Here is a 23,744-nt window from a genome sequence, read left to right on the forward strand (position 1 = left end):
TCGGACGCGGGATGGAGCAGCATGGTAGCTCGTCGGGCTCATAACCCGAAGGTCGTCGGTTCAAATCCGGCTCCCGCAACCAACTTTATCAAACGATACACCCGTAGCTCAGCTGGTTAGAGCACTACCTTGACATGGTAGGGGTCGGTGGTTCGAGTCCACTCGGGTGTACCAATGCTATTGATAATCTTGCCTGCAGAAGCAGGTTTTTTTGTATCTGAAATCCACCCTGCTCTCTTTCAGCGATTCACATCTTATCTCTGAACTCTTTTTCTTGCAGCCGGCAGCATTAAAGCCCTATTGAATTTCCGTAAAACAAACCCTCAATTCCCCGGGCAAATGCAGCATTGACGGCACAAAAAACTCCCCGAAGGGAGTATTTTCAAGTCCAGCCTATCGGTAAAGCTCTGCATGCCAAGCTTTACTCCAAGCAATACAGCGTTAATTCGATTCGGCGGCCTTTGCTGCCGCATTTGCCTCAGCCGTCTTTTGCTTTGCCAGTGTACGTTGCAACAGTTGGCTGTAGATAGGTTTGCCTCCCATTGCCTGAGCCGCCATGGTGGCCCCCAGCGTAGTAATCAGCAAAGGCAGGATTAGATCATAATTGTGGGTCAATTCAATCACTAACAGAATGCCGGTAATGGGCGCCCTAACCGTGGCAGCAAACAATGCCCCCATACCAGCCACGGCAAACGTTCCGGCCGGCAGATCCAACTCTGGAAAGAAGTGCTGACACACCAATCCAAAACAGGTTCCGAATAAGGTCCCCAATGCCAGCATGGGCGCAAACACACCACCGGGCGCACCAGAGCTGAAACAGGCTAGAGTAGTGATAAGCCTGGCAACAAACAGCAGCAGCAAAACTCCCAGCGTAAAATTGCCATGGGCAGCTTCGGGGATAAGCACAGTCCCCTCACCGGTGAGCCTGGGCAAAAACAGCAGCAGGGCACCGAATATCGCACCAAGCAACGCACCGATGGCTACAAAGCGTCCGGTCCGGTGACGGTGAAGACGTTCAAATCCGTCCATGGTCATCACCACCAGTCGATTAAACATCACGCCAATCGCGCCAAACAGCAGACCCAACATCAGAAACAGCCACAGCGAATTCAAAGGGACGGCTGAATAAGATGGCAAGGGGATCATGGCTCCCTGCCCCTGCAAACTGCGATAAGTAATTGTGGCCATAATCGCGGCGATGATCACGGCTTTGATGGACACCAAGTTGTAGCGAAATTGCGGCCGCATCTCTTCGACCACAAACATCACCCCGGCAAGTGGCGCGTTGAAGGCGGCGGCCAAACCTGCTGCCGCGCCCGACGCCACTAATGAGTGCCGGCCTTCATCGTCGGTCAGCCTGAAGGTATCCGTCAGCATGCGTCCGACACTGGCCCCCATTTGCACCGAAGGCCCTTCCCTGCCAAGTACCAGCCCCGCGCCTATGGTGCCTACGCCACCAAAAAACTTGACAGGAATAACCCGCCACCAGCGAACAGGACGAAGCCCGTCCAGTGCTCCTTCAATTTCCGGGATACCGGAGCCAGCCGCCTCAGGGGCAACCTTGTTCACCAACAGAAAACCAAAGGCTGACAGCAAAGCACTGCTCAACACTACCAGGGTAATGGTCTGCCATGTCATGCCGTTTTCGGCCATCCAGGCGTGGCGACTGTCGGTAAGTGCATCAATGGCTATGTCAAAAAAGGTACAAAGTAACCCGGCAAGCGCACCGACAAAAGGTGACAGCAGCAACACAGTTAAAGGGCTCTTGTGACTGGCCAGAAAACGCCGCACCAGCTTGGTGGGCTGCTCTTTGGGAAGACGTTCAGTTTGAGGTAACGAAGACTCTGTGGTCATATTCATGAAACCATATCGACAGGCGAATGAAACAGAACTGATTGTGATATCAGACAAATTCGCCAATATTAAGACAAAACGCAATTACTTTATCACAGGCGTTTCCGGCAACCACTTTCTATTCCCCAACATTAACAATAATTTGCATCTGCTCCTGTGTTTCAACCCTAAGCTCGGTTACACTGGCTGTTCTTATCCCGGGATGGAAAAGTTTATGAGTCAGCGTACCCTTGCCCCACTTTTTAAACCCTCTTCCGTTGCCGTCATTGGTGCCTCCAGCAACCCCAGACGCGCCGGTCATGTCGTTATCCGCAATTTGATTGCCAATGGCTTCTCCGGTCCAATTATGCCGGTGACTCAAAAATATCAGGCGGTGATGGGGATCCTGACTTACCCGGCAATCGAAGCCCTGCCCATCAAACCTGATATCGCTGTCATCTGCACCCGCGCCTGCAGAGTACCGGCTATCGTCGAAACCCTCGCCCAGTTTGGCTGCCCTGCCGCCATTGTGATGGCGTCCGGCATGCACGATACCCTAACCGAAGATGGCCACAGTGCGCTGGAGCTCGCGCTGGAGAACGCCAAACGCTATGGCATGCGATTGCTGGGCCCCAACAGTTTGGGAATGATGGTGCCGGCAATAGGTCTTAACGCCAGCCTGGCTCATACCTCAGCACTGCCCGGTAAAATAGCATTCGTGTCGCAATCGGCCGCGCTGTGCACCACAGTGCTGGATTGGGCCAACAATAAAGGTATCGGGTTTTCAGTGTTTGTCTCGTTGGGGGACGCCGCGGATATCCGATTTGGTGAAATGCTTGACTACCTGGGGCGGGATCCCAACACCCGGGCGATTTTGCTGTATATCGATTCCATCAAGAACAGTCGCCGCTTCCTGTCCGCAGCCAGAGCCGCCTCCCGGCATAAACCGATTATTGTTGTGAAATCCGGTCGCAGTCAGGAAGGACGCTTTGCGGCCAGTAAACATACAGGTGGCACCATCGGCAGTGACAGTGTCTATGAAGCCGCATTTCGCCGGGCGGGGATGCTCCGGGTTCAGGATCTCACCGAGCTGTTTGCCGCGGTGGAAACCCTGGCTCACTCCACCCCCATCAAAGGTGAACGGCTGGCGATTCTCAGTAACGGTGGAGGGCCCGCGGTACTCGCCGTTGACGAGCTGATCACCCGGGGGGGCAAACTCGGAACCTTATCTGAACAGACCAAAGGCAAACTGGATGCTGTGTTGCCGGCAACCTGGTCAGGACAAAACCCGGTCGATATTATCGGCGATGCCGATGCCCAACGTTACGGTCTGGTACTGGATATTCTGCTTGATGCACCTGAGCTTGATGCCGTGCTGGTGCTGCACTCACCATCAGCATTGGGCGACAGCAGTGCTATCGCCCAGGAAGTTATCCGGATTGGAGAGAAACACAAACAGGGGCGGATGCTCAATATTCTCACCAACTGGAGCGGCGAAGATGCTGCTTATGAAGCCCGTCGCCGTTTTTCTGCTGCAGGTATTCCCACCTATCGTACCCCGGAAGGCGCGGCCGGTGCCTTTATGCATATGGTGGAGTTCAGGCGCAATCAGAAATTACTTCAGCAGGTGCCGCAATCTGTTCCCAAAGCTCAGTATCCTCATACCCGTGAAGTTCACCATCATCTGGAAATGGCGACGGCACAGGGACGACTGCAACTTGAAACCCATGAAGCGACGGCGCTGCTGTCCGCTTATGGGATAAACACCATCGCTACTGAGTTTGCCGCTAATGCCGCGCAGGCGGTAGCTGCTGCACAAAAACTGGGATATCCGGTCGCCCTGAAGATCCAATCGCCTGATCTTATACATAAGTCCGATGTTCAGGGGGTCACCCTCAATCTGGCTTCGGACGATGATATCTGCCAGGCCGCCAACGCCATGCAAGACCGCGTTCACCAGACGGTTCCCGGTGCCCGTATCGAAGGCATGCTGGTACAGAAGATGGCCTTAACTGCCGGCGCACAGGAAATCAGGGTCGCGGTGATTCATGATCCTGTGTTTGGCCCTGCAATTTGTCTTGGTGAAGGTGGCTCTGAGTGGGATCCCACCCGGGATGCGGCAGTCGCCCTGCCGCCACTGAACATGGCACTGGCCCGTTATATGGTGATCCAGGCCCTCAAAACTCATAAGCTGAAAGACAGGCATTTACCTCTGGGGCTGAATATGGAGGCCATCTGTCTGCTGCTGACACGCTTGTCTGATTTGATTATTGATTGTCCACAGGTCGCGACGCTGGATCTCAATCCGGTACTGGCTGCCGGTGAAAACATTACGGTACTGGATATCAACCTGACTCTGCATGCCGAGCCCATAGAGAACACATCCCGTCTTGCCATCATGCCTTATCCCAAAGAGCTGGAGGAAATCGCCAGTATAAAGGATGGCAGGCAGGTTACTCTCAGGCCAATCCTACCCGAAGATGAGCCCAAGCACCATGAGTTTGACTCATCCCTGTCAGCCGAAGACAGATACAAGCGGTATTTTGGTGTGCGCGCACCGATGACCCACGAAGAAATGGCAGTACTGACACAAATTGACTACGCCAGGGAAATGGCATTTATTGCCACAGAAACCAATGAGCAGGGTGTAGAGAAAACCCTTGGCGCCATCAGAGCAACCATAGATCCTGACAATACCGATGCAGAATTTGCCATGGCCGTTCGTTCGGACAACCAGGGGCTGGGTATCGGCCGCCTGCTGCTGGAAAAACTGATACGTTATTATCGCCAGAACGGCACAGGGGCAATCAGTGGTTATACCATGTTTGAAAACCGCAATATGGCGAGTCTCGCCAAGTCATTGGGATTTACGGTGACATTTGATATGGAAGAGCAACTGATCTACATGCACATGCCGCTTTGAGCGACATATCGACGCAAACGCTGATTAAATGACTGCGCTCAGGCATGCTGCTGCCTGACGGGAGTTCAGCGCAACAGGCCGGTGTCCTACACAGGCTGTGGCGCTGACATGCTTCTATCAGTCTGATTGTTTTGTCCTGCTGCTTTTACACAATTGCGTCCCGCCGCTTTTGCCTGATACAAAGCCTCATCGGCCCGTTTGAAACAATCTTCCATCTGATCGCCGGGACGGGACACACTAACACCAATGGAAACACTGATCCGCCCCAGCGATTGCCTGCTGTCGCCACCAGTGCTTAATTTTTTCTCATTGATGAGACCACGCAGTTTCTCTGCCAGTGCCACGGCATCAACCAATTGAGTGTGGGGCAAGATAGCCACAAACTCTTCACCACCATACCGGGCGACAAAATCCTGCGACCTTACAGATCTTTTCAGCAGCCGGCCTATATAGGCAATGACTTTATCGCCAGCCTGATGACCATGGGTATCATTGATCTTCTTGAAAAAATCAATATCTATCGCCAGCATGGCAAATTTGTTCGTGGCCCGGGTTGCCTCGTGAAACAAGCGATGTAAATGCAGGTCAAACGCCCGTCTGTTATAGAGAGTCGTCAACGGATCTGTCATCACTTCACGCTGCAGTGACTCCATTTCCTGACGTAACTCGCCAACCTCTTTCCCCATCTGTGCCAGACTCAGGGACATCCCCTGATTACGCCTGATAACCTCGGCCAGTTCACTGCCAATTCCGGTAATTAACTCGTTTAAGGTCGCCTCATCAGGCTTGTCCTGCAGTTGCTCATTGAATTCATTAAGCACCACCGAAAAATTCATGGTGCCCAGACTCACCTGCTTTATTTTTTCAATCAGTCCGGTCACCAATGAATGGGTTTCAACCTGAACATGATTGAGCCTTTCGCTGTTATCGGGATGCCCCAAAAACTCCCGGAATAGTCTGTCGTTGATGGTTGGGGTAAATCTGGAACCTGTCCCCAGCAACGCATTAATCTCATGATTTAGTTTGGGATTATTTCCAAGACAATACTCGTACCAGACGGCGTAATTAATGGGGGTAACTGCAATATCGAGTGCAGTCATTTGAGGGACAGCCTGCCTCAGAATACGAATTGATAATTCCCGGTCATCAGCAGCACTTTTAAAGTCGTTATCCATATCAAATTAACCCGGACATAGTGAAACAACAACGAGCAAACAGGAGTTAACCTATTGTAGTTTCTTTATATTTTTATTATCGACATGACTTTTCAGGAAACAGCGCAAGCACGCTACCCAAAGCCAGGTTATCACTTTGTAACAAAGTGTACCTCAATCACCCAGCAGGTGTCATCGGTTGGATAGCGTCAACACATCAATGAAGATCTCCTCAGGTCTTCAGACATTTGACTGATGCAGATCCCCCGTCAAATTTCCGGAATAAAAACAGCATAACAGACGACGCAATCCCTCTGAGTTAATTGACTATTACAGAAGAAAATAGAAGAAAAGGAAGGATTAGGACGCCCAGGCTGGTGCAATTCAGTTGGCACAAACCCTGTGCAACTATCTTTCCGGATGGGGTATTGTGCCCTACCGTATAGTTAACAAGGGTCAGACTAACCGGCGACGGATAATTGGTAGTTGGTGACTGGTAAAGTTAACAGCCTAACAGTCGCTATTTTATTTATTACACCAGCAGGCATCGTCTATTCCCGATCCCACGTCGCATTGATCAACCAAGAAGGTATGAGACTTCTGCACGCCCAAATACGTATGTGTTGAGCCAACGGTGTTTTGAGTCGCGCACTGAGCAAATATCCTGACCTCCTGGTTTTAAACCCCGGCAGTGCGGACTTCTGTGCCAAGACATAAATACCCCTCATACATAATGCACTCATGCGCTTGTCGTATGATCTTGTGCATTGCCGCGCAATTGTTCAGAACATGCATCTAACGTGAGTTTTCGGTCAAAGGCAGCATGTGGCCACGCTCAGGTATCAGTAGATCAAACCTGCCGACTCAACTTTTTGTCACTTGTGCGTCCGCCAGAAAATCGAACCAAACCTGTCGTTGTTCGCCCTGATAAACAAAACTCAGTGTCGCACGCCACACCATATATCCTGAGGAACATGAACCGTAGATCATCTGACCGGTGAAATTATGGTTATCTGATGTTGTCAGTACCACCGGAATCATCCCCATAAACATATCCCGTCCGGTCAGTTTCAGGTTAACATCCGTCACATTCTGCGCTGTGGTTATTTTTACTTCGATCGGTTCCTCACTTGGTGCAAAATCAGGCACTAAGCTCATTGAAATGTGTAAATCCCCACTTTTAGTGTGGCAAGGACCTCTGTTAAACTGACATAAAGTTTTATCTTCAGCTACAAACGCCCTCACCGCCCCTTCTTTTTGTCCGCATCCGGACAACATGGTGATACATAACGTCACCAAAAACAGCAGAGTAAGTGTAATATTGCGCACCGCGATCACCAAGGTTAAACAAAGGTCACCATTCTGTTATTAATCTTGATCCAGATCAAACACATCAGCTTGTATCGTGTATCTTTTTTGATGTAGCTCAAGTATCATTGCGGTGCTTGGTGATTAATATCAAATTGCTGACCAAGCGTGTTGACAGCCTTGCTGATTTCCTAATAGGGAAAGATGTTGTCAATACTTCAGGAGAGGCTCAGCCTCAAACATTAAAAAAAGTAAAAGTAATAAGCAGTGGAAGCAAAATGATGAACCATTCCCAGCCTGTCGGCGCTGATTACAATTACACCGTTGTTCGTCAATTCGCACTGACTACTGTCCTGTGGGGCATAGTCGGCATGACAGTCGGTGTATTGATTGCGGCTCAGTTAATCTGGCCACAACTGAACTTTGATACCCCTTGGTTGACCTACAGCCGTTTACGGCCACTTCATACCAATGCGGTCATCTTTGCTTTCGGTACTTCAGCGCTTTTCGCAACCTCCTACTATGTCGTACAACGTACCTGTCAAACCCGACTGTTTGCCCCCAAACTGGCAGCATTTACTTTCTGGGGTTGGCAAGCCATTATTCTGTCGGCCGCAGTCTCTCTGCCTTTGGGGATCACCCAGGGTAAAGAATACGCCGAATTGGAATGGCCGATCGATATCGCCATCGCCGTGGTTTGGGTGTCTTACGCCATAGTGTTTTTCGGCACGATAGTTAAGCGTAAAACCTCCCATATTTACGTTGCCAACTGGTTTTTTGGTGCATTCATCATCACAGTCGCGGTGTTGCATATCGTCAACTCCATGGCGATGCCGGTGAACATGTTCAAGTCATACTCGCTCTACGCTGGTGCAGTCGATGCCATGGTGCAGTGGTGGTATGGTCACAACGCTGTAGGCTTCCTGCTGACTGCGGGCTTCCTGGGTATGATGTACTACTTCGTGCCCAAGCAGGCTGGCCGTCCGGTTTACTCTTATCGTTTGTCTATTGTGCACTTCTGGGCCTTGATCGCGCTGTATATCTGGGCCGGTCCTCACCACCTGCACTACACTGCCCTGCCTGACTGGACTCAGTCACTGGGTATGGTGATGTCGCTGATCCTGTTTGCCCCCTCATGGGGCGGTATGATCAACGGTATCATGACCCTGTCAGGTGCCTGGCATAAACTGCGTACCGACCCGGTATTGCGCTTCCTGGTGGTGTCTTTGTCCTTCTACGGTATGTCTACCTTCGAAGGTCCAATGATGGCCATCAAGACAGTGAACGCGCTGTCCCACTACACCGACTGGACTGTAGGTCACGTTCACTCAGGCGCCCTCGGTTGGGTAGCCATGGTATCTATCGGCTCACTGTATCATCTGATCCCGGTATTGTTTGGCCATGGTCGTATGTACTCCACTTCACTGGTTAACGTCCACTTCTGGCTGGCGACTGTCGGTACTGTGCTGTACATCGTGTCCATGTGGATTTCCGGCGTAATGCAGGGCCTGATGTGGCGTGCAGTTAACGCGGACGGCACTCTGACTTACAGCTTTGTAGAAAGTCTGGAAGCCTCATATCCGTTCTACTTCGTACGCTTCCTGGGCGGCTGTTTCTTCGTTACCGGTATGCTGGTCATGGCTTATAACGTCTATCGCACCGTCAAGGCGCCGAAAGACTCTCTGCCTGCGCTGGCCGAAGCCAAAGCGGTTTAAGGAGTGAACCCGATGAAATTTAATCATGAGATTGTTGAGAAAAACATCGGTCTGCTGGGGATCTTCATCGTACTGGTGATCAGTATCGGTGGCCTGGTGCAGATTACTCCGTTGCTGTTCCAGAAAGACACCACTGAGCCGGTTGAAGGACTGCGTCCGTACACCGCACTGCAGCTGGAAGGCCGTGATGTGTATATCCGTGAAGGTTGTTACAACTGTCACAGCCAGATGATCCGTCCACTGCGTGCCGAAACCGAACGTTATGGTCATTATTCGGTCGCTGGTGAATCCGTGTGGGATCACCCTTTCCAGTGGGGCTCCAAGCGTACTGGTCCTGATCTGGCCCGTGTTGGCGGCCGTTACAGTGACAAATGGCATGAAGTACACCTGATGGATCCACGTGCTGTGGTGCCTCAGTCCAATATGCCTGCCTATCCGTGGCTGGCTGAAAATGTCCTGACCGGTGACGAGACCGCCGCCAAGATGGAAATTTTCCAGGGATTCGGTGTGCCATATACCGAGCAGGATATCGCGGGAGCCAAGCAAGCCGTTGAAGGTAAGACGGAATTGCAGGCGCTTATCGCCTATCTGCAGTCACTGGGACACGCACTCAATTAAGGAGGCAACTATATGGATTACGGCACATTACAAGGGATTATCACCATTGTTGTAATGCTGACCTTCGTCGGTATATTTGCTTGGGCGTACAGCGGCCGTCGCAAAAAGCAGTTTGACGAGGCGGCCAACCTGGTGTTCGCGGATGATGAAAACCAGGCACTGAAGGACTCAGGAGAACAAAAGCAATGAGTAGCTTCTGGAGTATTTGGATCACCGTACTGACCCTGCTGGTGATCATAGGATGTGTGTTCCTGCTGGTGGTGTGCAATCGCAACACCACGGGCGTCAAGGAAGGCGATTCCATGGGTCACAGCTTTGACGGTATCGAAGAGCTGAACAACCCACTGCCGAAATGGTGGAACTACATGTTCTACGTCACTATTGTGTTCGGCATTATCTACCTGATCCTGTATCCGGGTCTGGGTAACTACAAAGGCCTGCTGGATTGGACCAGCTCCAACCAGAGCGTCGGTTATCAGCAAGGTATCAAAGCCGATTCCAAGGCCGCAGCTGAAGCGGCCAAGGCTGAAGGTCGTTGGGTGCAGTACGATCAGGAAGTTAATCAGGCCAATGACCGTTTCGGCCCGGTGTTTGATGCCTTCGCCAAAAAACCACTGGAAGAGCTGGTCAATGACCCTGAAGCACTGAAAGTGGGTGGCCGTTTGTTCCTGCAAAACTGTGCTCAGTGCCATGGCTCGGATGCCCGTGGCGGCAAAGGCTTCCCCAACCTGACCGACAACGCCTGGTTGTGGGGCGGTCAGCTGGCGGAAATCAAAACCACCATCATGAACGGCCGCAAGGGCATGATGCCTCCCAAAGGTGGTCTGCCCATCGAAGACGGAGAGATCAATGGCCTGGCTGAGTACATTGTCAGCCTGTCAGGCCGCGATCATGACGCTGCGCTGGCAGCCAAAGGTCAGGCTTCCTTTATGAAAGGTTGTTTCGCCTGTCATGGTATGGATGCCAGCGGTAACAAGCTGCTTGGTGCTCCCAACCTGAAAGATGCGGATTGGCTTTATGGTGGCAGCCGCATGGCCATCGCCGAAAGTATCCAACTGGGTCGCAGCGGCGTGATGCCAGCCTGGAAAGATATTCTGGGCGAAGATAAAGTGCATGTTATCACCGCCTATGTTTACAGCTTGTCCCATCAGGGCGAGAACAAGTAAACACAGCAACGAAATCAAGGCCCCGCATTGTTTCGGGGCCTTTTTTTTAAGTGCCAACCGGCGTACATGGCGTTAAAATAACGTCAAATTATAATGACAATAATGGAAGTCAAGATGTCCCCCATTCAACCCTGGTACAAGCAGTTCTGGCCCTGGTTTTTGATCGTTCTCCCGCTGTGTGCCGTTGTTGCCAGTCTCGCCACCATGAAAATCGCGCTGGATAATAAAGATTCGCTGGTTGCCGAGGAGTATTACAAAGAAGGCAAGGCCATCAATATGGACCTGCGCAAAAACAAATATGCCAAGCAACTGGGCATGCAATTCACTCTGGATGTTACCGACGGTATGCTCAGCATCACCCAACACGGTGGCCCGGCCTACCAGGCAGCGCTCAGCGTTGAGCTGTATCACCCAACGCTGGCTGACAAAGACATCAAACTTATGGCAACAGCCGATGCCTCGGGAGTCTATCGGGTCACACTGGATGAACCCATTTCCGGCAATTGGGAAGTTCGCCTGGAAAGCTATGACAGCCAATGGCGACTGCATAAACGACTGGATCTGAAAAGCCCATCCCAACATTGGCTGAACTGATATTGGTATGAGCAAAATACGTTGTTTTCACTGCAATGAGCCGGTTCTTTGCGGTGATGAGTTCCAGACCCGGATTAATGGTCAGCTGCAAACCATGTGCTGCCCGGGATGTCAGGCCGTCTCTCAGGCGATCATCGATGCCGGCCTGACCAACTACTATAAATTCCGCACTGAGCCGGGGAAGCGGCAGAACGCCCTGGTGCCTGATGAGCTCAGTACATTCAGCGCTTACGACCTGGATGAGGTTCAGGCTGATTTTGTGCATCAGGAAGGTGAGCTGAGTGAAGTATCCCTCACCCTGGATGGCATCTCCTGCGCTGCCTGCGCCTGGCTTATCGAGCACAAACTGCAGCACTTACCCGGTATTGCCCGGGTGTCAGTCAATACCACCACCCACAGAGCGCTGATCCACTATCAAAAAGCGGCCCTGAAACTCAGTGATATTCTGCAGGCCATCGCCCGAATAGGTTATCAGGCCGCACCTTATCAGCTGGATGAGCAGGAAGTCCGCTCCAAACGGGACGGCCGGCGTTTTCTCATCCGCCTGGGACTGGCGGGTTTTGCCACCATGCAGGTGATGATGTTCGCCCTGGCGCTGTATTCAGGTTATTTCACCGATTTGGAGCAGGAATACCGTGACTATTTTCGCTGGGTCAGCCTGATTTTTGCCGCCCCGGTGGTGTTCTACTCCGCAGTCCCCTTCTATTTCAGTGCCATACGCTCGCTGTTGATGGGTAAAGTAAATATGGATGTCGCCGTATCCATCGCTATCTGCGGCGCCTATGTCGCCAGCTGTATTGCCACCATCCAGGGCACAGGTGAGGTATATTTTGAATCCGTCACCATGTTTACCTTTTTTCTGCTGCTGGGCCGCTACTTTGAACAGAATGCCCTGCAAAAGGCATCGGTCAGTGCCAGTAATCTGCACAAACTGGTACCGCTGACCGCCCGCGTGCTCAGAAATAACAAAATTACCGAAATTCCCGCCAGACAACTGCGGCTAGGGGATGTCATTCAGGTGCGCCCAGGAGAAACCATTGCGGCTGACGGCCAGATTGCCGCCGGACACTCCAGCGTCAATGAAGCCATGCTCACCGGCGAGCAGTTGCCGGTTGAAAAACAGGCTGGCAGCGACGTGTATGCCGGTACCATCAATATAGATCAACCCATTGAAGTCGAAGTCAGGGCCCTTGGACAGGATCAGCTGGTCGCTAAAATTATTCGCCTGCAGGAATCGGCCTCCCACGCCAAACCCAGAATCGCCGAAACGGCGACCCGCCTGTCGGGCATATTCTCGACGGTGATTCTGGCGGTTGCGGCCCTCACCTGGCTGGTGTGGCATTTTTACCGGCCTGAAGATGCCTTCTGGGTCACGCTGTCAGTGCTGGTTGCCACCTGCCCCTGCGCGCTGGCACTGGCCACGCCAACCGCGGTCACCTGTGCCACGGCTCAATTGACCAAACTTGGCATCATAGTGCGCAAATCCAGCGTATTTGAAACGCTGCCGATCATCACCCGGGTGGTATTTGATAAAACCGGTACCCTCACCCATGGTGAATTGCAGTTGCATGCCTGGCAAAGTGACGCAGTGACGGATCAGCAAGCAGCACTGAATATCATTGCCCACCTTGAGCTGGGTTCGCTGCATCCCATTGCCAGAGCCTTTTCGCCATACCTCGGCCAATCGCTGGCGATGACCAATATCAGTCATCTGGTGGGGCTTGGGGTCTCGGGCACACTCGATGGCACACTTTATAAAGTCGGTCATTTCGAGTTCGCCTGCCCAGGCGCAGACCGGCCCCATTGGTATCAGCATACCGACGCCGGTCAACAGGTCTGGCTTTCCCAAAATGGCACGCCCATTGGCTGCGCCGTACTTGCCGACAGAGTCCGGCAAGACAGTGCCGACACCATCAGAGCCCTGAATCAACTGGGGATTAGCGTCAGTATTGCTAGCGGCGATCGCTCTGAGCAGGTCAACAAGCTGGCCGCAACACTCGGAGTGACAGAGGTGAACGCCGGTATGCTGCCAGCCGACAAGCTCAATTATGTTCAGTCACTGCAGCAAACCCATAAAGTGGCCATGTTTGGCGATGGCATCAACGATGCGCCCGTGCTTGCCGGCGCAGACTTGTCTGTGGCCATGGGCAGTGGCACAGCGATTGCCAAAAACAGCGCGGATACCATTTTACTTGGCGATCATCTGTGCCGATTTGTACAGGCCGTCAGGATTGCCCGCGCCACCCGCCGCATCATCTATCAAAACCTGTACTGGGCGCTTGGGTACAATGTGCTTATTCTGCCACTGGCAGTCACCGGCCATGTTTATCCCTATATTGCCGCACTGGGCATGTCTGCCAGTTCGTTGATAGTAGTATCCAACAGCCTTCGTCTTTTAAGGATGAGTCCATGAGCATTATTTACGTCCTGATCCCCATCGCCATGCTGTTTGTGCTGATCGCCTTTGGCATTTTTTTCTGGGCGGTGAAAAACGATCAATTTGAAGATTTGGAGAAACACAGTGCATCGATTCTGTTCGATGAAGATCAGCCGCAGCCGCCAACAGTAGACGACAATCAACAACAGGACGGAAAGTCATAGTGGAATATACCTTGAGCGGCGCACTCCTGGTGGGGCTGATGGGCGCCGGGCATTGTTTTGGCATGTGTGGCGGTCTGGTCGGCGCCCTGTCCGGGCAAATCCCGCTGGCTCCCGGGCGCAATCAGCTGGCGCAGATCCTGCTGTACCAATTCAGTTACAACGGCGGCCGCATACTGAGTTACACCCTCGCCGGAGTGCTCTGTGGTGCCCTTGCCGGAGGCATTGGCCTGCTGTTTTCCATCGACAATTATCTGATCGTACTGCGTCTGTTTGCCGGCGTGATGATGATTGTCACCGGCCTGTATATCGCCAAATTCTGGTTTGGACTGGTTAAAGTGGAGGCTGCGGGTAAATGGCTGTGGCGTTACATCCAGCCCTGGGCGCAGCGTTTTGTGCCCATGCGTTCCCCCTTGCAGGCTCTTGTTGCGGGCATGCTGTGGGGATGGCTGCCCTGCGGTCTGGTGTACAGCATGCTGACCTGGGCGGTTGCCAGCGGCAATCCTCTTGAAGGGGCATTGATCATGGCAGCATTTGGTGTTGGCACCCTGCCCGCACTGATTGGTGCTGGTGTTGCCACCAAGAATTTGGCACTATGGCTACAAAGCAAAGCTGTTAGAATAATCAGTGGATTAGCATTAATTGGCATGGGAATTCAGACTATCCTTGTGGGTGTTGGTCAGCTTGGCTAGCCCCCTTGGGTCGATATGGTTTACCATATGTCGGTTAATTAAGTTTGGGTATCAATATGACAATAGAACAAAGCAAACATCGCCGTCCCGCAATCGGTGGATGTGCCATTCATTGCCATGATTGCAGCATGGGTGCTTTGTGTATCCCCTTCACGCTGAACAACCAGGAGTTGGATCAGCTGGATGATATTATCGAGCGGAAAAAACCTATCCAGAAGGGTGAGCAGATCTTCAAATCCGGTGATCCGCTGAAGTCACTGTTCGCTATCCGCAGCGGCACAGTGAAAAGTTACACCATTACCGAGCAGGGCGACGAACAGATCACTGGCTTTCATCTGGCCGGTGATGTGATTGGCTTCGACGGCATTCAGGGCCAGGCACACCAGAGCTTTGCACAGGCACTGGAAACGGCCATGGTGTGTGAAATTCCGTTCAATACCCTGGATGATCTGGCTGGCTCTATGCCCAAGCTGCGTCAGCAATTGATGCGCCTGATGAGCACAGAGATTGTCAGCGATCAGGAAATGATTTTGCTGCTCAGCAAGAAGAATGCTGAGGAGCGTCTGGCCGCCTTCATCAATAACCTTGCCAGCCGTTATGCCAATCGGGGCTTCTCTGCCAGGGAATTCCGTCTGACCATGACCCGCGGTGATATCGGCAACTATCTGGGACTTACAGTAGAAACCATCAGTCGTTTGCTGGGACGTTTCCAGAAAGCCGGCATGATTGAAGTCAAAGGTAAGTACATCACTATTTTGGACTTTGATCAGTTGAATCAGCTGGCCGGTAACAACCGTATCGCCCGCTGAGGCGAGCTTTCCCCGCCGGTTTTGACTCAGCTCAATACCGGTTGGGGAATAAGGTCTCATGATAGAAACATCACGTTGAGATAAGGAATGTGTTATGAGGGAATATCAAAAACTGTTGGTAGTGATTGATCCCACTACTGAAGATCAGGCCGCTCTGGCCCGGGCGGTAGAGCTTGCGCAGCACAGCAATGCCGCCATCACTGTGTTCCTCTCTATTTTTGACCTCTCCTATGAGATGACCTCCATTCTCTCCAGTCAGGAGCGGGAAGCCATGCGCCAGGGCGTTATCGATCAGCGCACCGCCTGGCTTGAAGATATCATCGCGCCCTACAAAAGCCGTGGCCTGAGCATAGACACCAAGGTGATTTGGCATAACCGGCCGTTCGAGAGCATTATCCAGTTTGCCATTGAAGGTGATTACCACCTGATTGTGAAAGCGACTCACGAACATGACAAACTCAAGGCGATCATTTTTACGCCCACCGACTGGCACTTGCTGCGTAAAGCGCCCATGCCGGTGTTAATGGTCAAAGAGCATGAATGGTCCAAGCGTGGCAAAATCCTGTGTGCCGTGAATGTGGCGACCGAAGATGCCGACCACGATTCTCTGAACGAAAAGATCATCAAGCACGGGCTGGATCTGGCCAAAAAGTTCAATGCCGAGCTGCATCTGGTCAACGGCTACCCGGGTACGCCGGTCAATCTGGCGATTGAATTGCCTGATTTCGATGCCAACAACTTCACCGCTTCAGTGAAAATGCAGCATGAACAACGGGTTGACTATCTGGCTGAAACCTTTGGCATCGATCCAGCCCATTGTCATGTGAAAGAAGGTCTGCCTGAGGATGTCATTCCTGAGCTGGCAACTGAGCTGGATGCCGAGCTGGTGATCCTGGGCACCATCGGCCGCACAGCGCTGTCGGCAGCGTTGATTGGTAACACTGCAGAGCATGTTATCGACAGCCTGAACTGCGATTTGCTGGCGATAAAGCCCGCTGGCTACAAGTCGCCACTGGCGACGGAATAATTCGCCCACGCCAGCGGCCAAGGCTTTACCCGGCCTGCGTAAGCTGGAATAATACGCGCCCTGTCACTTTGGAGTCACCGGGCGCTTTTTTTATGTCTGTAGAAATGCCACACGAAATCAATCCAGAGCTGTTGGAAGACGGCCTGAGCAAGAAACAAATTACCCGCATGAACAAGCTTCAGAAGCGCCTGCGCCGTGAAGTCGGCAGTGCGATTGCGGACTACAACATGATCGAGGAAGGCGATCGGGTCATGGTCTGTCTGTCAGGTGGCAAAGACAGCTACGCCATGCTGGATATTCTGCTGAATCTGCAGCAGCGCGCACCGGTCAGCTTTGAACTGGTGGCCGTCAATCTGGATCAGAAGCAACCCGGCTTTCCGGAAGATATTCTGCCAGCCTATCTGGACTCTCTGGGCGTGGCTTACCACATTCTGGAAAAAGACACTTACTCAATCGTTAAAGAGAAGATCCCTGAAGGCAAAACTACCTGCTCGCTGTGCTCACGCCTGCGCCGTGGCACCCTGTACGGCTTTGCCCAAAAGATTGGCGCCACCAAAATCGCCCTGGGTCACCACAGGGATGACATTATCGAGACCCTGTTCCTCAACATGTTCTTCGGCGGCAAGATGAAAGCTATGCCACCTAAGCTGCTGTCTGACGACGGCGCCAATCTGGTGATCCGCCCGCTGGCTTACTGCAGAGAGAAAGATATCGCCGAATACGCCCAGTTGAAGCAATTCCCGATTATCCCCTGCAACCTTTGCGGCTCGCAGGAGAACCTCAAGCGTAAAGCCGTCAAGGATATGCTGAAAAGCTGGGACAAGCAGTTCCCCGGCCGTATTGAGACTATCTTTACCGCCATGCAGAACACCGCCCCCTCTCAGGGTGTGGACCGCGAGCAGTTTGATTTCATCAGCCTCAAACGTGACCCCAACGCCAAACCATCCGGCGAAGTGGCTGAGGCGGATCTGCCTGCCTTTGATTTTATGGATGTTGCCAACTCAGGTCATATCGATCTGGATGCGGCGACCCGGATTGATGTGGTCAACACCTTTACGCCTTAATTGCCGGCAACTGTCCCATCACCTGAAATTCCGCCATTGAGCGACTGCACTTCAGCTATAAAAAACCCGCCATCGGCGGGTTTTTTAATGGGATTATTCGACCCAGGGGCTTATCACCTCAGGGGCGACAGAGAATGTAAGTCGGGTCAACCGGGAAATCTGCTCTGCCGACAATGACCATTCGCCACTGATCCGAAATTCGTCGTAGCCTTTCTCCTGCGTCAACACCACTCTGGTATCCGCTGGCAGGGTAAATTTCAGGCCCTTAATGGCGTCATGAAAGTATCTCATGGGAAATCCCTTCATTGCCCCCTGCATGCCGTCCATCTCCCGGTAAAGCTGCTCCAGCGTCGCCTGATCATATTCCGCTCTGGGGGACCTGGCGCGAATTTGCACCGCCAGACCGCAATTGGCAGCATCTCCTTCAACCTGCAGGTTAACCAGTGCCCGTTGCTGTTTGAGCTCCTCATCATAAGGCAGATATAAACGCTGAGTCCGGGTGAAGGACAGTGGCACGCTGCTGCGCTCAGTAGTAATGGATGCACTTTGCAAAGTACAGCCCTGCTGGCGCGGCACACTGAATGTTAATTCGGTAAGTTGATAATTATCCTTGTACATCAACTTCATACGGGAATAGAAATCCTCGTATCTGAGTGATACCTCGGCCGCATTAACCGCCACAGACACAGTGAGACAGAGCAACACTGCGGCAGTAAACCCCTTAACCTGCATGAAAATCGTCCCTAAGAATTTTTGGTTGTCAGCAACTCACTGTTATGCTGCAACATCTGCAGCAGCTCCTCAATATACTCTTCCTGACGCTCAGAGTAGTTCACCAGTCCATAAACCAGATCTTTGGCCTTGGGTCGACCACCTTCTGAACGGATATCAGCGCGAATGGCACGAAACAATTGATAAGCACCGTTGGTGTTGAGGTTGTTGAGGTAAGAGCGCACCGAGGCATCCACCGAATCAAATCGGGCCACTTCGTGACTCATGCCGTCATTACGCGACAGCGGCACCAGCCCACACCCCTTCTTAAAACACCACTGTCCGAAGAAATTCAGCCCTTCTTTGGCAAACCGGGAACTGCCCCAGCCGGTTTCGTTGGCCGCCTGAATAAGCACCATATTTTCCGGCACCACGTCAACCCGGCGCAGCAGTCGCTCCAGCGTGTCGGTATCGATAACCCTGATAGTCAGCTGATATTTTTCAGCCAATTCACCAATCTGATATGACTCAGCGTCGGTCAGCTTATGCCCTTGCTTAAGCTGTCCATAAACGGTTTTAACAAATGCCCGCTCTTTGGCAATAAGTGCGTTCTGCTCACGGATTTTGGGGCGCAGGAAATCAAAAAATGCCTGCTTTTTTTCACGCACATCTGCAATGGCGGAAAAATCGGGTAACTGTGCCGTATCCTCAGGCAAAGGATTGACGACCAGCATATCAACCTCAGCCGTTCCTTCACCCCCAACGGGCAACAATACGACACGTAATCCGTAAATGGTGACCACAACCAGCGCAAATGCCAGTATCAGATTTCCAAATCGACCTGTTTTCAATCAACTACCTTTTCAAAATCACATAATTACCGCAACGGTAACATAAAATATGGCTGCGCATTATATGATATCGAAGGCCTTTCACAAATTTTCTTCCTGTAAAAGCCGCATTATCATGTAAACTTACCGGGATTTATTTCGGGAACAGTTAACCCCTTCAAGTAAGCATCAGGAAGACATATGCTTTCACAATTTAAGGATTCAAAACTCGCCGGACGCTCACGGGTAGTGGCAATCGGCGGCGGCCACGGATTGGGCCGGGTGCTTTCCAGCCTGTCTTTTCTCGACGAAGGCCTGACCGGCATAGTCGCCACCACAGACAACGGCGGTTCAACCGGCCGGCTTCGGGAAACCGAAGACTGTATTGCCTGGGGTGATCTGCGCAACTGCCTGTCACAGGTAGCCACCCGCCCTTCTATCGGCTCCTTGCTGTTTGAATACCGCTTCAATGGTGATACGCCATTGGGGGGGCACAATCTGGGCAATTTAATGCTGCTGGCGCTGGATCAGCTGTGTGTGCGTCCGCTGGAAGCGGTCAATCTCATTCGCAATATGCTCAATATCAAGCCCAGGATCATCCCTATGTCTGAGCAGCCCACCCATCTGGTGGCGCTCAGCAGCGACGGCCAGCAGATAGTGGGAGAACTCAATGTTGATGCCATGAGTGAGCCGCCCATGTCACTGCAGCTGGAACCACAGGTATCCGCCACCTGCGAAGCCTGTGAAGCCATCCGTAACGCCGAAGTGGTGCTGTTTGGCCCCGGCAGCTTCTATACCAGCCTGATGCCGGTGCTGCTGACGGACGGTATTCGCACTGCACTGTCACAAACCCAGGCCAAAGTGGTGTTTATCGACAATATCGATGCCGAGCATTCACCGGCAGCTAAGCTCAACCTGCAGCAGCGTCTGGACTTTTGCCAGAGTGCGCTGGGCCTCAACGTGATAAGCCATGTGTTGTGCCATGCTGATGAGCCCAGGGATGAAGGTCTGCTTCATTACCGACCACTGAACTCCTCATTCCAGCCCGGCCGTCACGATACCCGCGCACTCGCCGGTGCGCTGGCGGAAATATTGTCAGGCAATTAATCATTGAAAAATGCCCGGACACAGGTCCGGGCATTTTCGCAATCGCGTTAGTTAATCAGGTTCAATGCTCAACCAAAGAATCCAGCCCAGACAATTGCAGAGTCAGTCAGTACGAGGCCTGCGCTGCCCTATCGCTACTTTGCCAGTAACAAATCCCCGGCGATTGGCACATAAGTGGATGACGCGTTTATTAAAGACGCCGCCGTCAGGCCATCAACCCCGTACACTTCGACCTCAGTATTGAAATCATTCACCAGCTTTCTGGCAAGCAGATCAAAATCACCATCACCGCTGGCCAGCACCAGTACATCGGACTCCCTGCCCAGCTCCATGGCATCTATGGTGATACCCACATCCCAATCACACTTGGATGAACCATCGACCCGCTGAATATAGGGCTTTAACTTCACCTCAAAGCCTATCGCCCGCAAAATGTTCTGGAACTGCTGCTGTTTGGCATCCCCCCGATCACTGGCATAGGCGATTGCCTTCACCACTTGCCTATCATGGGTCGCCCTTCGCCAGAACTCGTTGTAATCGAACGAGCACCCAAACGCCTGGCGGGTGGTGTAATAGATATTCTGCACATCGACCAGAATCGTGACTTTTTGCATGAGTGCCCTTACCGCGGTGTTCCAACCCAATACCACCAGAGATAGTTCCCCCGGGTGATGATTATCCGAAATGATACCTGAATCCTTCAATCAAGGCTTTGAATACTGGCCTGAACTGAAGCTCGGAAGCACGGAAGCACGGAAGCACGGAAGCACGGAAGCACGGAAGCACGGAAGCATGGAAGCTAACTGATTAACTCATCCCACAACAGTTAATCAGGGGTTGATCATAGAGAGGGTATTTCGCCCCAAAACCCACTGCTGACGCACAGGGATAGATATTGATTCAGACCACACAGGCGTTAACTGAGAAGTTTTAACTCTCACCAAAGTCTGCCTGGGCCTGGCTGGTTTCGTCGCCCTGCAACTGCAGCAATTACCGAAAAAACCGCTAACACTCAAAAAAGCAGCCGAATTGTGATACATGGCATATTACTGTTTATCTTAACAATTTACACACCTATGGGTATCAATTAGAATTTTTTTGCGCCGACAGTTCGGCAAGTTTTTCTTCCTGTTCTTATGCCTGATGAGCTGACTGACACAATGAAACGTCTGGAAAATCATTTCGAAAATTTGCTGTTTAAATCCCGCTGGCTGCTGGCCCCGTTTTTCGTTGGTCTGGTCATTGCGATAGGCGTGCTGTTTCTTAAGTTTGGTATGGAGCTCATTAACCTCTTTGCCATCGTATTTGTCGGCGGCGAGGGCCACCCCATCCTCAGCATCCTGACCCTGGTGGACACTGCACTGCTGGCCAGCCTGTTGCTCATCATTGCCTTTAGCGGTTATGAGAACTTCGTGTCCAAATTTGGCCCGGAGGATCATGAAGACCGGCCTGTATGGATGGGCAGTGTGGGTTTTGCCGATCTGAAACTCAAACTTATCGGTGCCATTGTCGCCATCTCCAGCGTCGAGCTGTTAAAAACCTTTCTGGATACCGACAACTTCTCCAGCGACGTGCTGGCCTGGAAAGTAGCAATCCACCTCACCTTCGTCACCTCAGGTGTACTGTTTGCCCTCACCGACTTCATCGCCAGCAAATCCAAAAGCAGCAAAAAGTGACGCCTAAGCGGCCATTACCGCAATTCGGTTCGCCGACCGCATTTACATTCAAAAGGCTCCCACGGGAGCCTTTTTAGTAAACTTTGCCAGCCTGAAATAGGCCAACAGTTCCTCTTGCTAACACGTTTTGGGACAAGAGTTACTTTGAATAACGCTCCACTTAGCGCTGCTAGCCTGGCTGAAACCCGCCTACAGTGTCTTGTTCGGAGCACCTCTCAGAATGGATGGCATGGCGTTCCTTGGTGATAGCACATTTGCCAATTACCTGAGTTCATTGTCCAAATTGAACAACGCTTTGAATATGATGGCTCAGTGTCACCTCTTTTTTTGAGTATTGCTCGGTAGAGTATCTGAACGCACTCATCACCCAATCTTCTAACCTCATAGCTATCTGCTGCAATTTCAGGAGCATCTTCACCAGGAAGGCGCGTCAACACCTCTGATTTACCAAATTGATTTCCGGCCGCACCGATTTCAATAAAGTCATCAGCAATTAGCTTTTGAAGCTCAACTGCTGACGAACGAGTACTAGAACGAAACAAATATTCTTCTAAGGCGATTATTACGGAGTGTAAATCTTCCATCTAACCCTCGGGTGCTTTCTAACGCCCTGCTAAGGGGTGAGCGACGTAATACCGATGCCGCCGCATACCACCTTAATCACTATATTCAACGCACAGAAAAAATGCCACGCGTTGCGAATCCCTCTTGAGCAGTTTGTTATGTTTTGGAGACGTAGCCCACCAAAAATGCAAAAGCCGCTGCAACAACTAATTTACCCCACTCATTGTTCATTTTTACAACAGAATCAAGTAATTTTGACTTATGCCGAATATCTTTAATGGTTAACCAAGCAAGCTTGGAGCTCTCAATCACGCTGGGCTTACAACCCAAACCATAAATACTCGTACACCTTATGTACATAAGGAAAGTTTTAACACAACTTAGAATTAGTTTTTCAGTAATATCATCTGGGTGTAACGAGTGATATAAAACAATATTTTTTTCAGTACGACTATGTAACTCTGACTTATATGGGTACATCATTACAGAGATCGCACCATTTGCCGACTGAGAAAAAACTAAACAAGCTCCACTTTCATCATAGTGTTTGATCGACTTCTTGATTTCACATTGTTCTGTAACTTCGGTTTTTCTCTCAATAACCCCAATAAGGTTGGAACATGAGGTTAATTGTACGGTTTGATAATTTTCCATAGTTGAGCCTTGTTTACAAAACAAACGAAACGGATACTTAGACTCCTTCAACTGTTCAATAAACATCGAACAAGTATCACTAATTTTTGGCTTAGCTGAAAACGTCCAGTTCAATCGCCTTCTTCGCAATTCAAAAGTTCGACTAGCTAACCTTTTGCTTTCTTTATCTATTGTTTTGCGCATTTACTACCTTAAAAACATAACGCCCGGCACAGCGGCGAGGTAAATCTGGCGGCGAATTTGCGAATGCAAATTTGGTGACAGATTTGCCGAGTCCGTCTGCTGCCGCTTGTTATGCGATTGACCTATTAATTAGACCATATCATCCATCTTTCTCTGTGCGCCAATCCTTGATAAAACGATATAGCCAGACAATGCTCCCACCTAAAAACCCCAAGAAACACATTAAAAATATACGGCCAACATCCACATCCGAAAAATCTAAGATCGATTTTGATGACCTAAATTCACCATAGACAGCAAACAGAAGAGGCAACACTGCACCAATTATTGGAGCAATCCAATTTGGAAGATCGATCCTTGGATACATATTAATATGCCCGACCTAAAAATTAATATTGCGCATAACATTTGTATTGTGCGCATGCGCATTTTCTCACCTCTGACCACTTGGCAAAATCTCGCGCAACCCGCTGTTTTTTTTAGATTGATTTTTAACCTAGCAAAAATCACCTTGGGTG

At 51.2% G+C, this 23,744-nt stretch carries 22 protein-coding genes and 2 tRNA genes; 16 read left to right on the forward strand and 8 right to left on the reverse strand.

The features are described from left to right. Positions 1-5 precede the first annotated feature (5 nt). Positions 6-82 (forward strand) — tRNA-Met (locus ACRRUX_RS19795). A gap of 15 nt (positions 83-97) precedes the next feature. After that, positions 98-174, forward strand: a tRNA-Val gene (locus ACRRUX_RS19800). A 267-nt stretch (positions 175-441) separates the two neighbouring features. On the opposite strand, the gene clcA is transcribed toward ACRRUX_RS19800, so the two are convergent. Next, on the reverse strand, positions 442-1,854 hold the full coding sequence (gene clcA, locus ACRRUX_RS19805) for a H(+)/Cl(-) exchange transporter ClcA (protein WP_432533848.1): 1,413 nt from the start codon (positions 1,852-1,854) through the stop codon (positions 442-444). 214 nt (positions 1,855-2,068) lie between these two features. On the opposite strand from clcA, the gene ACRRUX_RS19810 reads away from it, so the two are divergent. Continuing rightward, the gene (locus ACRRUX_RS19810; protein WP_432533850.1) at positions 2,069-4,756 is read left to right on the forward strand and encodes a bifunctional acetate--CoA ligase family protein/GNAT family N-acetyltransferase; all 2,688 of its coding nucleotides are present in this window, start codon (positions 2,069-2,071) and stop codon (positions 4,754-4,756) included. An 86-nt stretch (positions 4,757-4,842) separates the two neighbouring features. Here ACRRUX_RS19810 and ACRRUX_RS19815 read toward each other — a convergent pair whose 3' ends face one another. Next, complete coding sequence (locus tag ACRRUX_RS19815) at positions 4,843-5,856, reverse strand: GGDEF domain-containing protein (protein WP_432533852.1); 1,014 nt, start codon at positions 5,854-5,856, stop codon at positions 4,843-4,845. Positions 5,857-6,774: 918 nt separating this feature from the next. Then, positions 6,775-7,239, reverse strand: coding sequence for a hypothetical protein (locus tag ACRRUX_RS19820; RefSeq protein WP_432533854.1), 465 nt, complete (start codon positions 7,237-7,239; stop codon positions 6,775-6,777). 257 nt (positions 7,240-7,496) lie between these two features. On the opposite strand from ACRRUX_RS19820, the gene ccoN reads away from it, so the two are divergent. The 11 genes from ccoN (at position 7,497) to ttcA (ending at position 17,501) form a co-directional block, all read left to right on the forward strand. Further along, positions 7,497-8,933 (forward strand): cytochrome-c oxidase, cbb3-type subunit I, encoded by a 1,437-nt coding sequence (ccoN, locus tag ACRRUX_RS19825; RefSeq protein ID WP_432533856.1) that lies wholly within the window; start codon positions 7,497-7,499, stop codon positions 8,931-8,933. A gap of 12 nt (positions 8,934-8,945) precedes the next feature. Next, entirely contained in the window at positions 8,946-9,551 is a 606-nt protein-coding gene (gene ccoO / locus ACRRUX_RS19830; RefSeq protein WP_432533858.1) for a cytochrome-c oxidase, cbb3-type subunit II, read from the forward strand. Between the two features lie 12 nt (positions 9,552-9,563). Further along, positions 9,564-9,740: a cbb3-type cytochrome oxidase subunit 3 gene (locus ACRRUX_RS19835; RefSeq protein ID WP_432533860.1), complete on the forward strand. Its 177-nt coding sequence runs from the start codon at positions 9,564-9,566 to the stop codon at positions 9,738-9,740. Further along, positions 9,737-10,717 (forward strand): cytochrome-c oxidase, cbb3-type subunit III, encoded by a 981-nt coding sequence (gene ccoP / locus ACRRUX_RS19840; RefSeq protein WP_432533862.1) that lies wholly within the window; start codon positions 9,737-9,739, stop codon positions 10,715-10,717. The genes ACRRUX_RS19835 and ccoP overlap by 4 nt, the downstream gene beginning before the upstream one ends. Positions 10,718-10,831: 114 nt before the next feature. After that, on the forward strand, positions 10,832-11,311 hold the full coding sequence (locus ACRRUX_RS19845; protein WP_432533864.1) for a FixH family protein: 480 nt from the start codon (positions 10,832-10,834) through the stop codon (positions 11,309-11,311). 7 nt (positions 11,312-11,318) lie between these two features. Further along, complete coding sequence (locus ACRRUX_RS19850; RefSeq protein ID WP_432533866.1) at positions 11,319-13,724, forward strand: heavy metal translocating P-type ATPase; 2,406 nt, start codon at positions 11,319-11,321, stop codon at positions 13,722-13,724. Beyond that, positions 13,721-13,912 carry a cbb3-type cytochrome oxidase assembly protein CcoS gene (ccoS, locus tag ACRRUX_RS19855; protein ID WP_432533868.1) on the forward strand — a complete coding sequence of 64 codons (192 nt, stop codon included), beginning with the start codon at positions 13,721-13,723 and terminating at the stop codon, positions 13,910-13,912. Before ACRRUX_RS19850 ends, ccoS begins: the two co-directional genes overlap by 4 nt. After that, a complete protein-coding gene (locus ACRRUX_RS19860; protein WP_432533889.1) occupies positions 13,909-14,601 on the forward strand; it encodes a sulfite exporter TauE/SafE family protein in 693 nt (230 codons plus the stop codon). The genes ccoS and ACRRUX_RS19860 overlap by 4 nt, the downstream gene beginning before the upstream one ends. 56 nt (positions 14,602-14,657) lie before the next feature. After that, positions 14,658-15,410, forward strand: a complete 753-nt coding sequence (gene etrA / locus ACRRUX_RS19865) for an electron transport transcriptional regulator EtrA (RefSeq protein ID WP_432533870.1) — start codon at positions 14,658-14,660, stop codon at positions 15,408-15,410. Positions 15,411-15,504: 94 nt separating this feature from the next. After that, entirely contained in the window at positions 15,505-16,437 is a 933-nt protein-coding gene (gene uspE / locus ACRRUX_RS19870; protein WP_432533872.1) for a universal stress protein UspE, read from the forward strand. Positions 16,438-16,529: 92 nt separating this feature from the next. Then, a complete protein-coding gene (gene ttcA / locus ACRRUX_RS19875) occupies positions 16,530-17,501 on the forward strand; it encodes a tRNA 2-thiocytidine(32) synthetase TtcA (RefSeq protein WP_432533874.1) in 972 nt (323 codons plus the stop codon). A gap of 93 nt (positions 17,502-17,594) precedes the next feature. On the opposite strand, the gene ACRRUX_RS19880 is transcribed toward ttcA, so the two are convergent. Together ACRRUX_RS19880 and ACRRUX_RS19885 are read right to left on the reverse strand one after the other, a co-directional pair. Continuing rightward, positions 17,595-18,233 carry a DUF2987 domain-containing protein gene (locus ACRRUX_RS19880; protein WP_432533876.1) on the reverse strand — a complete coding sequence of 213 codons (639 nt, stop codon included), beginning with the start codon at positions 18,231-18,233 and terminating at the stop codon, positions 17,595-17,597. An 11-nt stretch (positions 18,234-18,244) separates the two neighbouring features. Further along, positions 18,245-19,063, reverse strand: a complete 819-nt coding sequence (locus ACRRUX_RS19885; protein WP_432533878.1) for a glucosaminidase domain-containing protein — start codon at positions 19,061-19,063, stop codon at positions 18,245-18,247. Between the two features lie 180 nt (positions 19,064-19,243). Between ACRRUX_RS19885 and yvcK the strand changes: the two genes are divergently transcribed. Next, the gene (yvcK, locus tag ACRRUX_RS19890; RefSeq protein WP_432533880.1) at positions 19,244-20,149 is read left to right on the forward strand and encodes a uridine diphosphate-N-acetylglucosamine-binding protein YvcK; all 906 of its coding nucleotides are present in this window, start codon (positions 19,244-19,246) and stop codon (positions 20,147-20,149) included. Between the two features lie 134 nt (positions 20,150-20,283). On the opposite strand, the gene ACRRUX_RS19895 is transcribed toward yvcK, so the two are convergent. Further along, positions 20,284-20,763, reverse strand: a complete 480-nt coding sequence (locus ACRRUX_RS19895) for an NYN domain-containing protein (protein WP_432533881.1) — start codon at positions 20,761-20,763, stop codon at positions 20,284-20,286. A 546-nt stretch (positions 20,764-21,309) separates the two neighbouring features. Here ACRRUX_RS19895 and ACRRUX_RS19900 point away from each other — a divergent pair. Beyond that, positions 21,310-21,825: a TIGR00645 family protein gene (locus ACRRUX_RS19900; protein ID WP_432533883.1), complete on the forward strand. Its 516-nt coding sequence runs from the start codon at positions 21,310-21,312 to the stop codon at positions 21,823-21,825. Positions 21,826-22,040: 215 nt separating this feature from the next. Here ACRRUX_RS19900 and ACRRUX_RS19905 read toward each other — a convergent pair whose 3' ends face one another. Next, positions 22,041-22,409, reverse strand: a complete 369-nt coding sequence (locus ACRRUX_RS19905; protein WP_432533885.1) for a DUF4440 domain-containing protein — start codon at positions 22,407-22,409, stop codon at positions 22,041-22,043. 136 nt (positions 22,410-22,545) lie between these two features. Beyond that, positions 22,546-23,226, reverse strand: coding sequence for a hypothetical protein (locus tag ACRRUX_RS19910; RefSeq protein ID WP_432533887.1), 681 nt, complete (start codon positions 23,224-23,226; stop codon positions 22,546-22,548). Positions 23,227-23,744: the final 518 nt, after the last annotated feature.

Source organism: Shewanella sp. GXUN23E, assembly GCF_050865035.1.
Classification (GTDB): domain Bacteria; phylum Pseudomonadota; class Gammaproteobacteria; order Enterobacterales; family Shewanellaceae; genus Shewanella.

What these genes read in the sequence shown, in the direction of transcription:
- clcA (WP_432533848.1), bottom strand. Translation starts at nt 1,854, where the DNA reads ATGACCACAGAGTCTTCGTTACCTCAAACTGAACGTCTTCCCAAAGAG.
- ACRRUX_RS19810 (WP_432533850.1), top strand. Translation starts at nt 2,069, where the DNA reads ATGAGTCAGCGTACCCTTGCCCCACTTTTTAAACCCTCTTCCGTTGCC.
- ACRRUX_RS19815 (WP_432533852.1), bottom strand. Translation starts at nt 5,856, where the DNA reads ATGACTGCACTCGATATTGCAGTTACCCCCATTAATTACGCCGTCTGG.
- ccoN (WP_432533856.1), top strand. Translation starts at nt 7,497, where the DNA reads ATGATGAACCATTCCCAGCCTGTCGGCGCTGATTACAATTACACCGTT.
- ccoO (WP_432533858.1), top strand. Translation starts at nt 8,946, where the DNA reads ATGAAATTTAATCATGAGATTGTTGAGAAAAACATCGGTCTGCTGGGG.
- ACRRUX_RS19835 (WP_432533860.1), top strand. Translation starts at nt 9,564, where the DNA reads ATGGATTACGGCACATTACAAGGGATTATCACCATTGTTGTAATGCTG.
- ccoP (WP_432533862.1), top strand. Translation starts at nt 9,737, where the DNA reads ATGAGTAGCTTCTGGAGTATTTGGATCACCGTACTGACCCTGCTGGTG.
- ACRRUX_RS19845 (WP_432533864.1), top strand. Translation starts at nt 10,832, where the DNA reads ATGTCCCCCATTCAACCCTGGTACAAGCAGTTCTGGCCCTGGTTTTTG.
- ACRRUX_RS19850 (WP_432533866.1), top strand. Translation starts at nt 11,319, where the DNA reads ATGAGCAAAATACGTTGTTTTCACTGCAATGAGCCGGTTCTTTGCGGT.
- ccoS (WP_432533868.1), top strand. Translation starts at nt 13,721, where the DNA reads ATGAGCATTATTTACGTCCTGATCCCCATCGCCATGCTGTTTGTGCTG.
- etrA (WP_432533870.1), top strand. Translation starts at nt 14,658, where the DNA reads ATGACAATAGAACAAAGCAAACATCGCCGTCCCGCAATCGGTGGATGT.
- uspE (WP_432533872.1), top strand. Translation starts at nt 15,505, where the DNA reads ATGAGGGAATATCAAAAACTGTTGGTAGTGATTGATCCCACTACTGAA.
- ttcA (WP_432533874.1), top strand. Translation starts at nt 16,530, where the DNA reads ATGTCTGTAGAAATGCCACACGAAATCAATCCAGAGCTGTTGGAAGAC.
- ACRRUX_RS19880 (WP_432533876.1), bottom strand. Translation starts at nt 18,233, where the DNA reads ATGCAGGTTAAGGGGTTTACTGCCGCAGTGTTGCTCTGTCTCACTGTG.
- yvcK (WP_432533880.1), top strand. Translation starts at nt 19,244, where the DNA reads ATGCTTTCACAATTTAAGGATTCAAAACTCGCCGGACGCTCACGGGTA.
- ACRRUX_RS19895 (WP_432533881.1), bottom strand. Translation starts at nt 20,763, where the DNA reads ATGCAAAAAGTCACGATTCTGGTCGATGTGCAGAATATCTATTACACC.
- ACRRUX_RS19900 (WP_432533883.1), top strand. Translation starts at nt 21,310, where the DNA reads ATGAAACGTCTGGAAAATCATTTCGAAAATTTGCTGTTTAAATCCCGC.
- ACRRUX_RS19905 (WP_432533885.1), bottom strand. Translation starts at nt 22,409, where the DNA reads ATGGAAGATTTACACTCCGTAATAATCGCCTTAGAAGAATATTTGTTT.
- ACRRUX_RS19910 (WP_432533887.1), bottom strand. Translation starts at nt 23,226, where the DNA reads ATGCGCAAAACAATAGATAAAGAAAGCAAAAGGTTAGCTAGTCGAACT.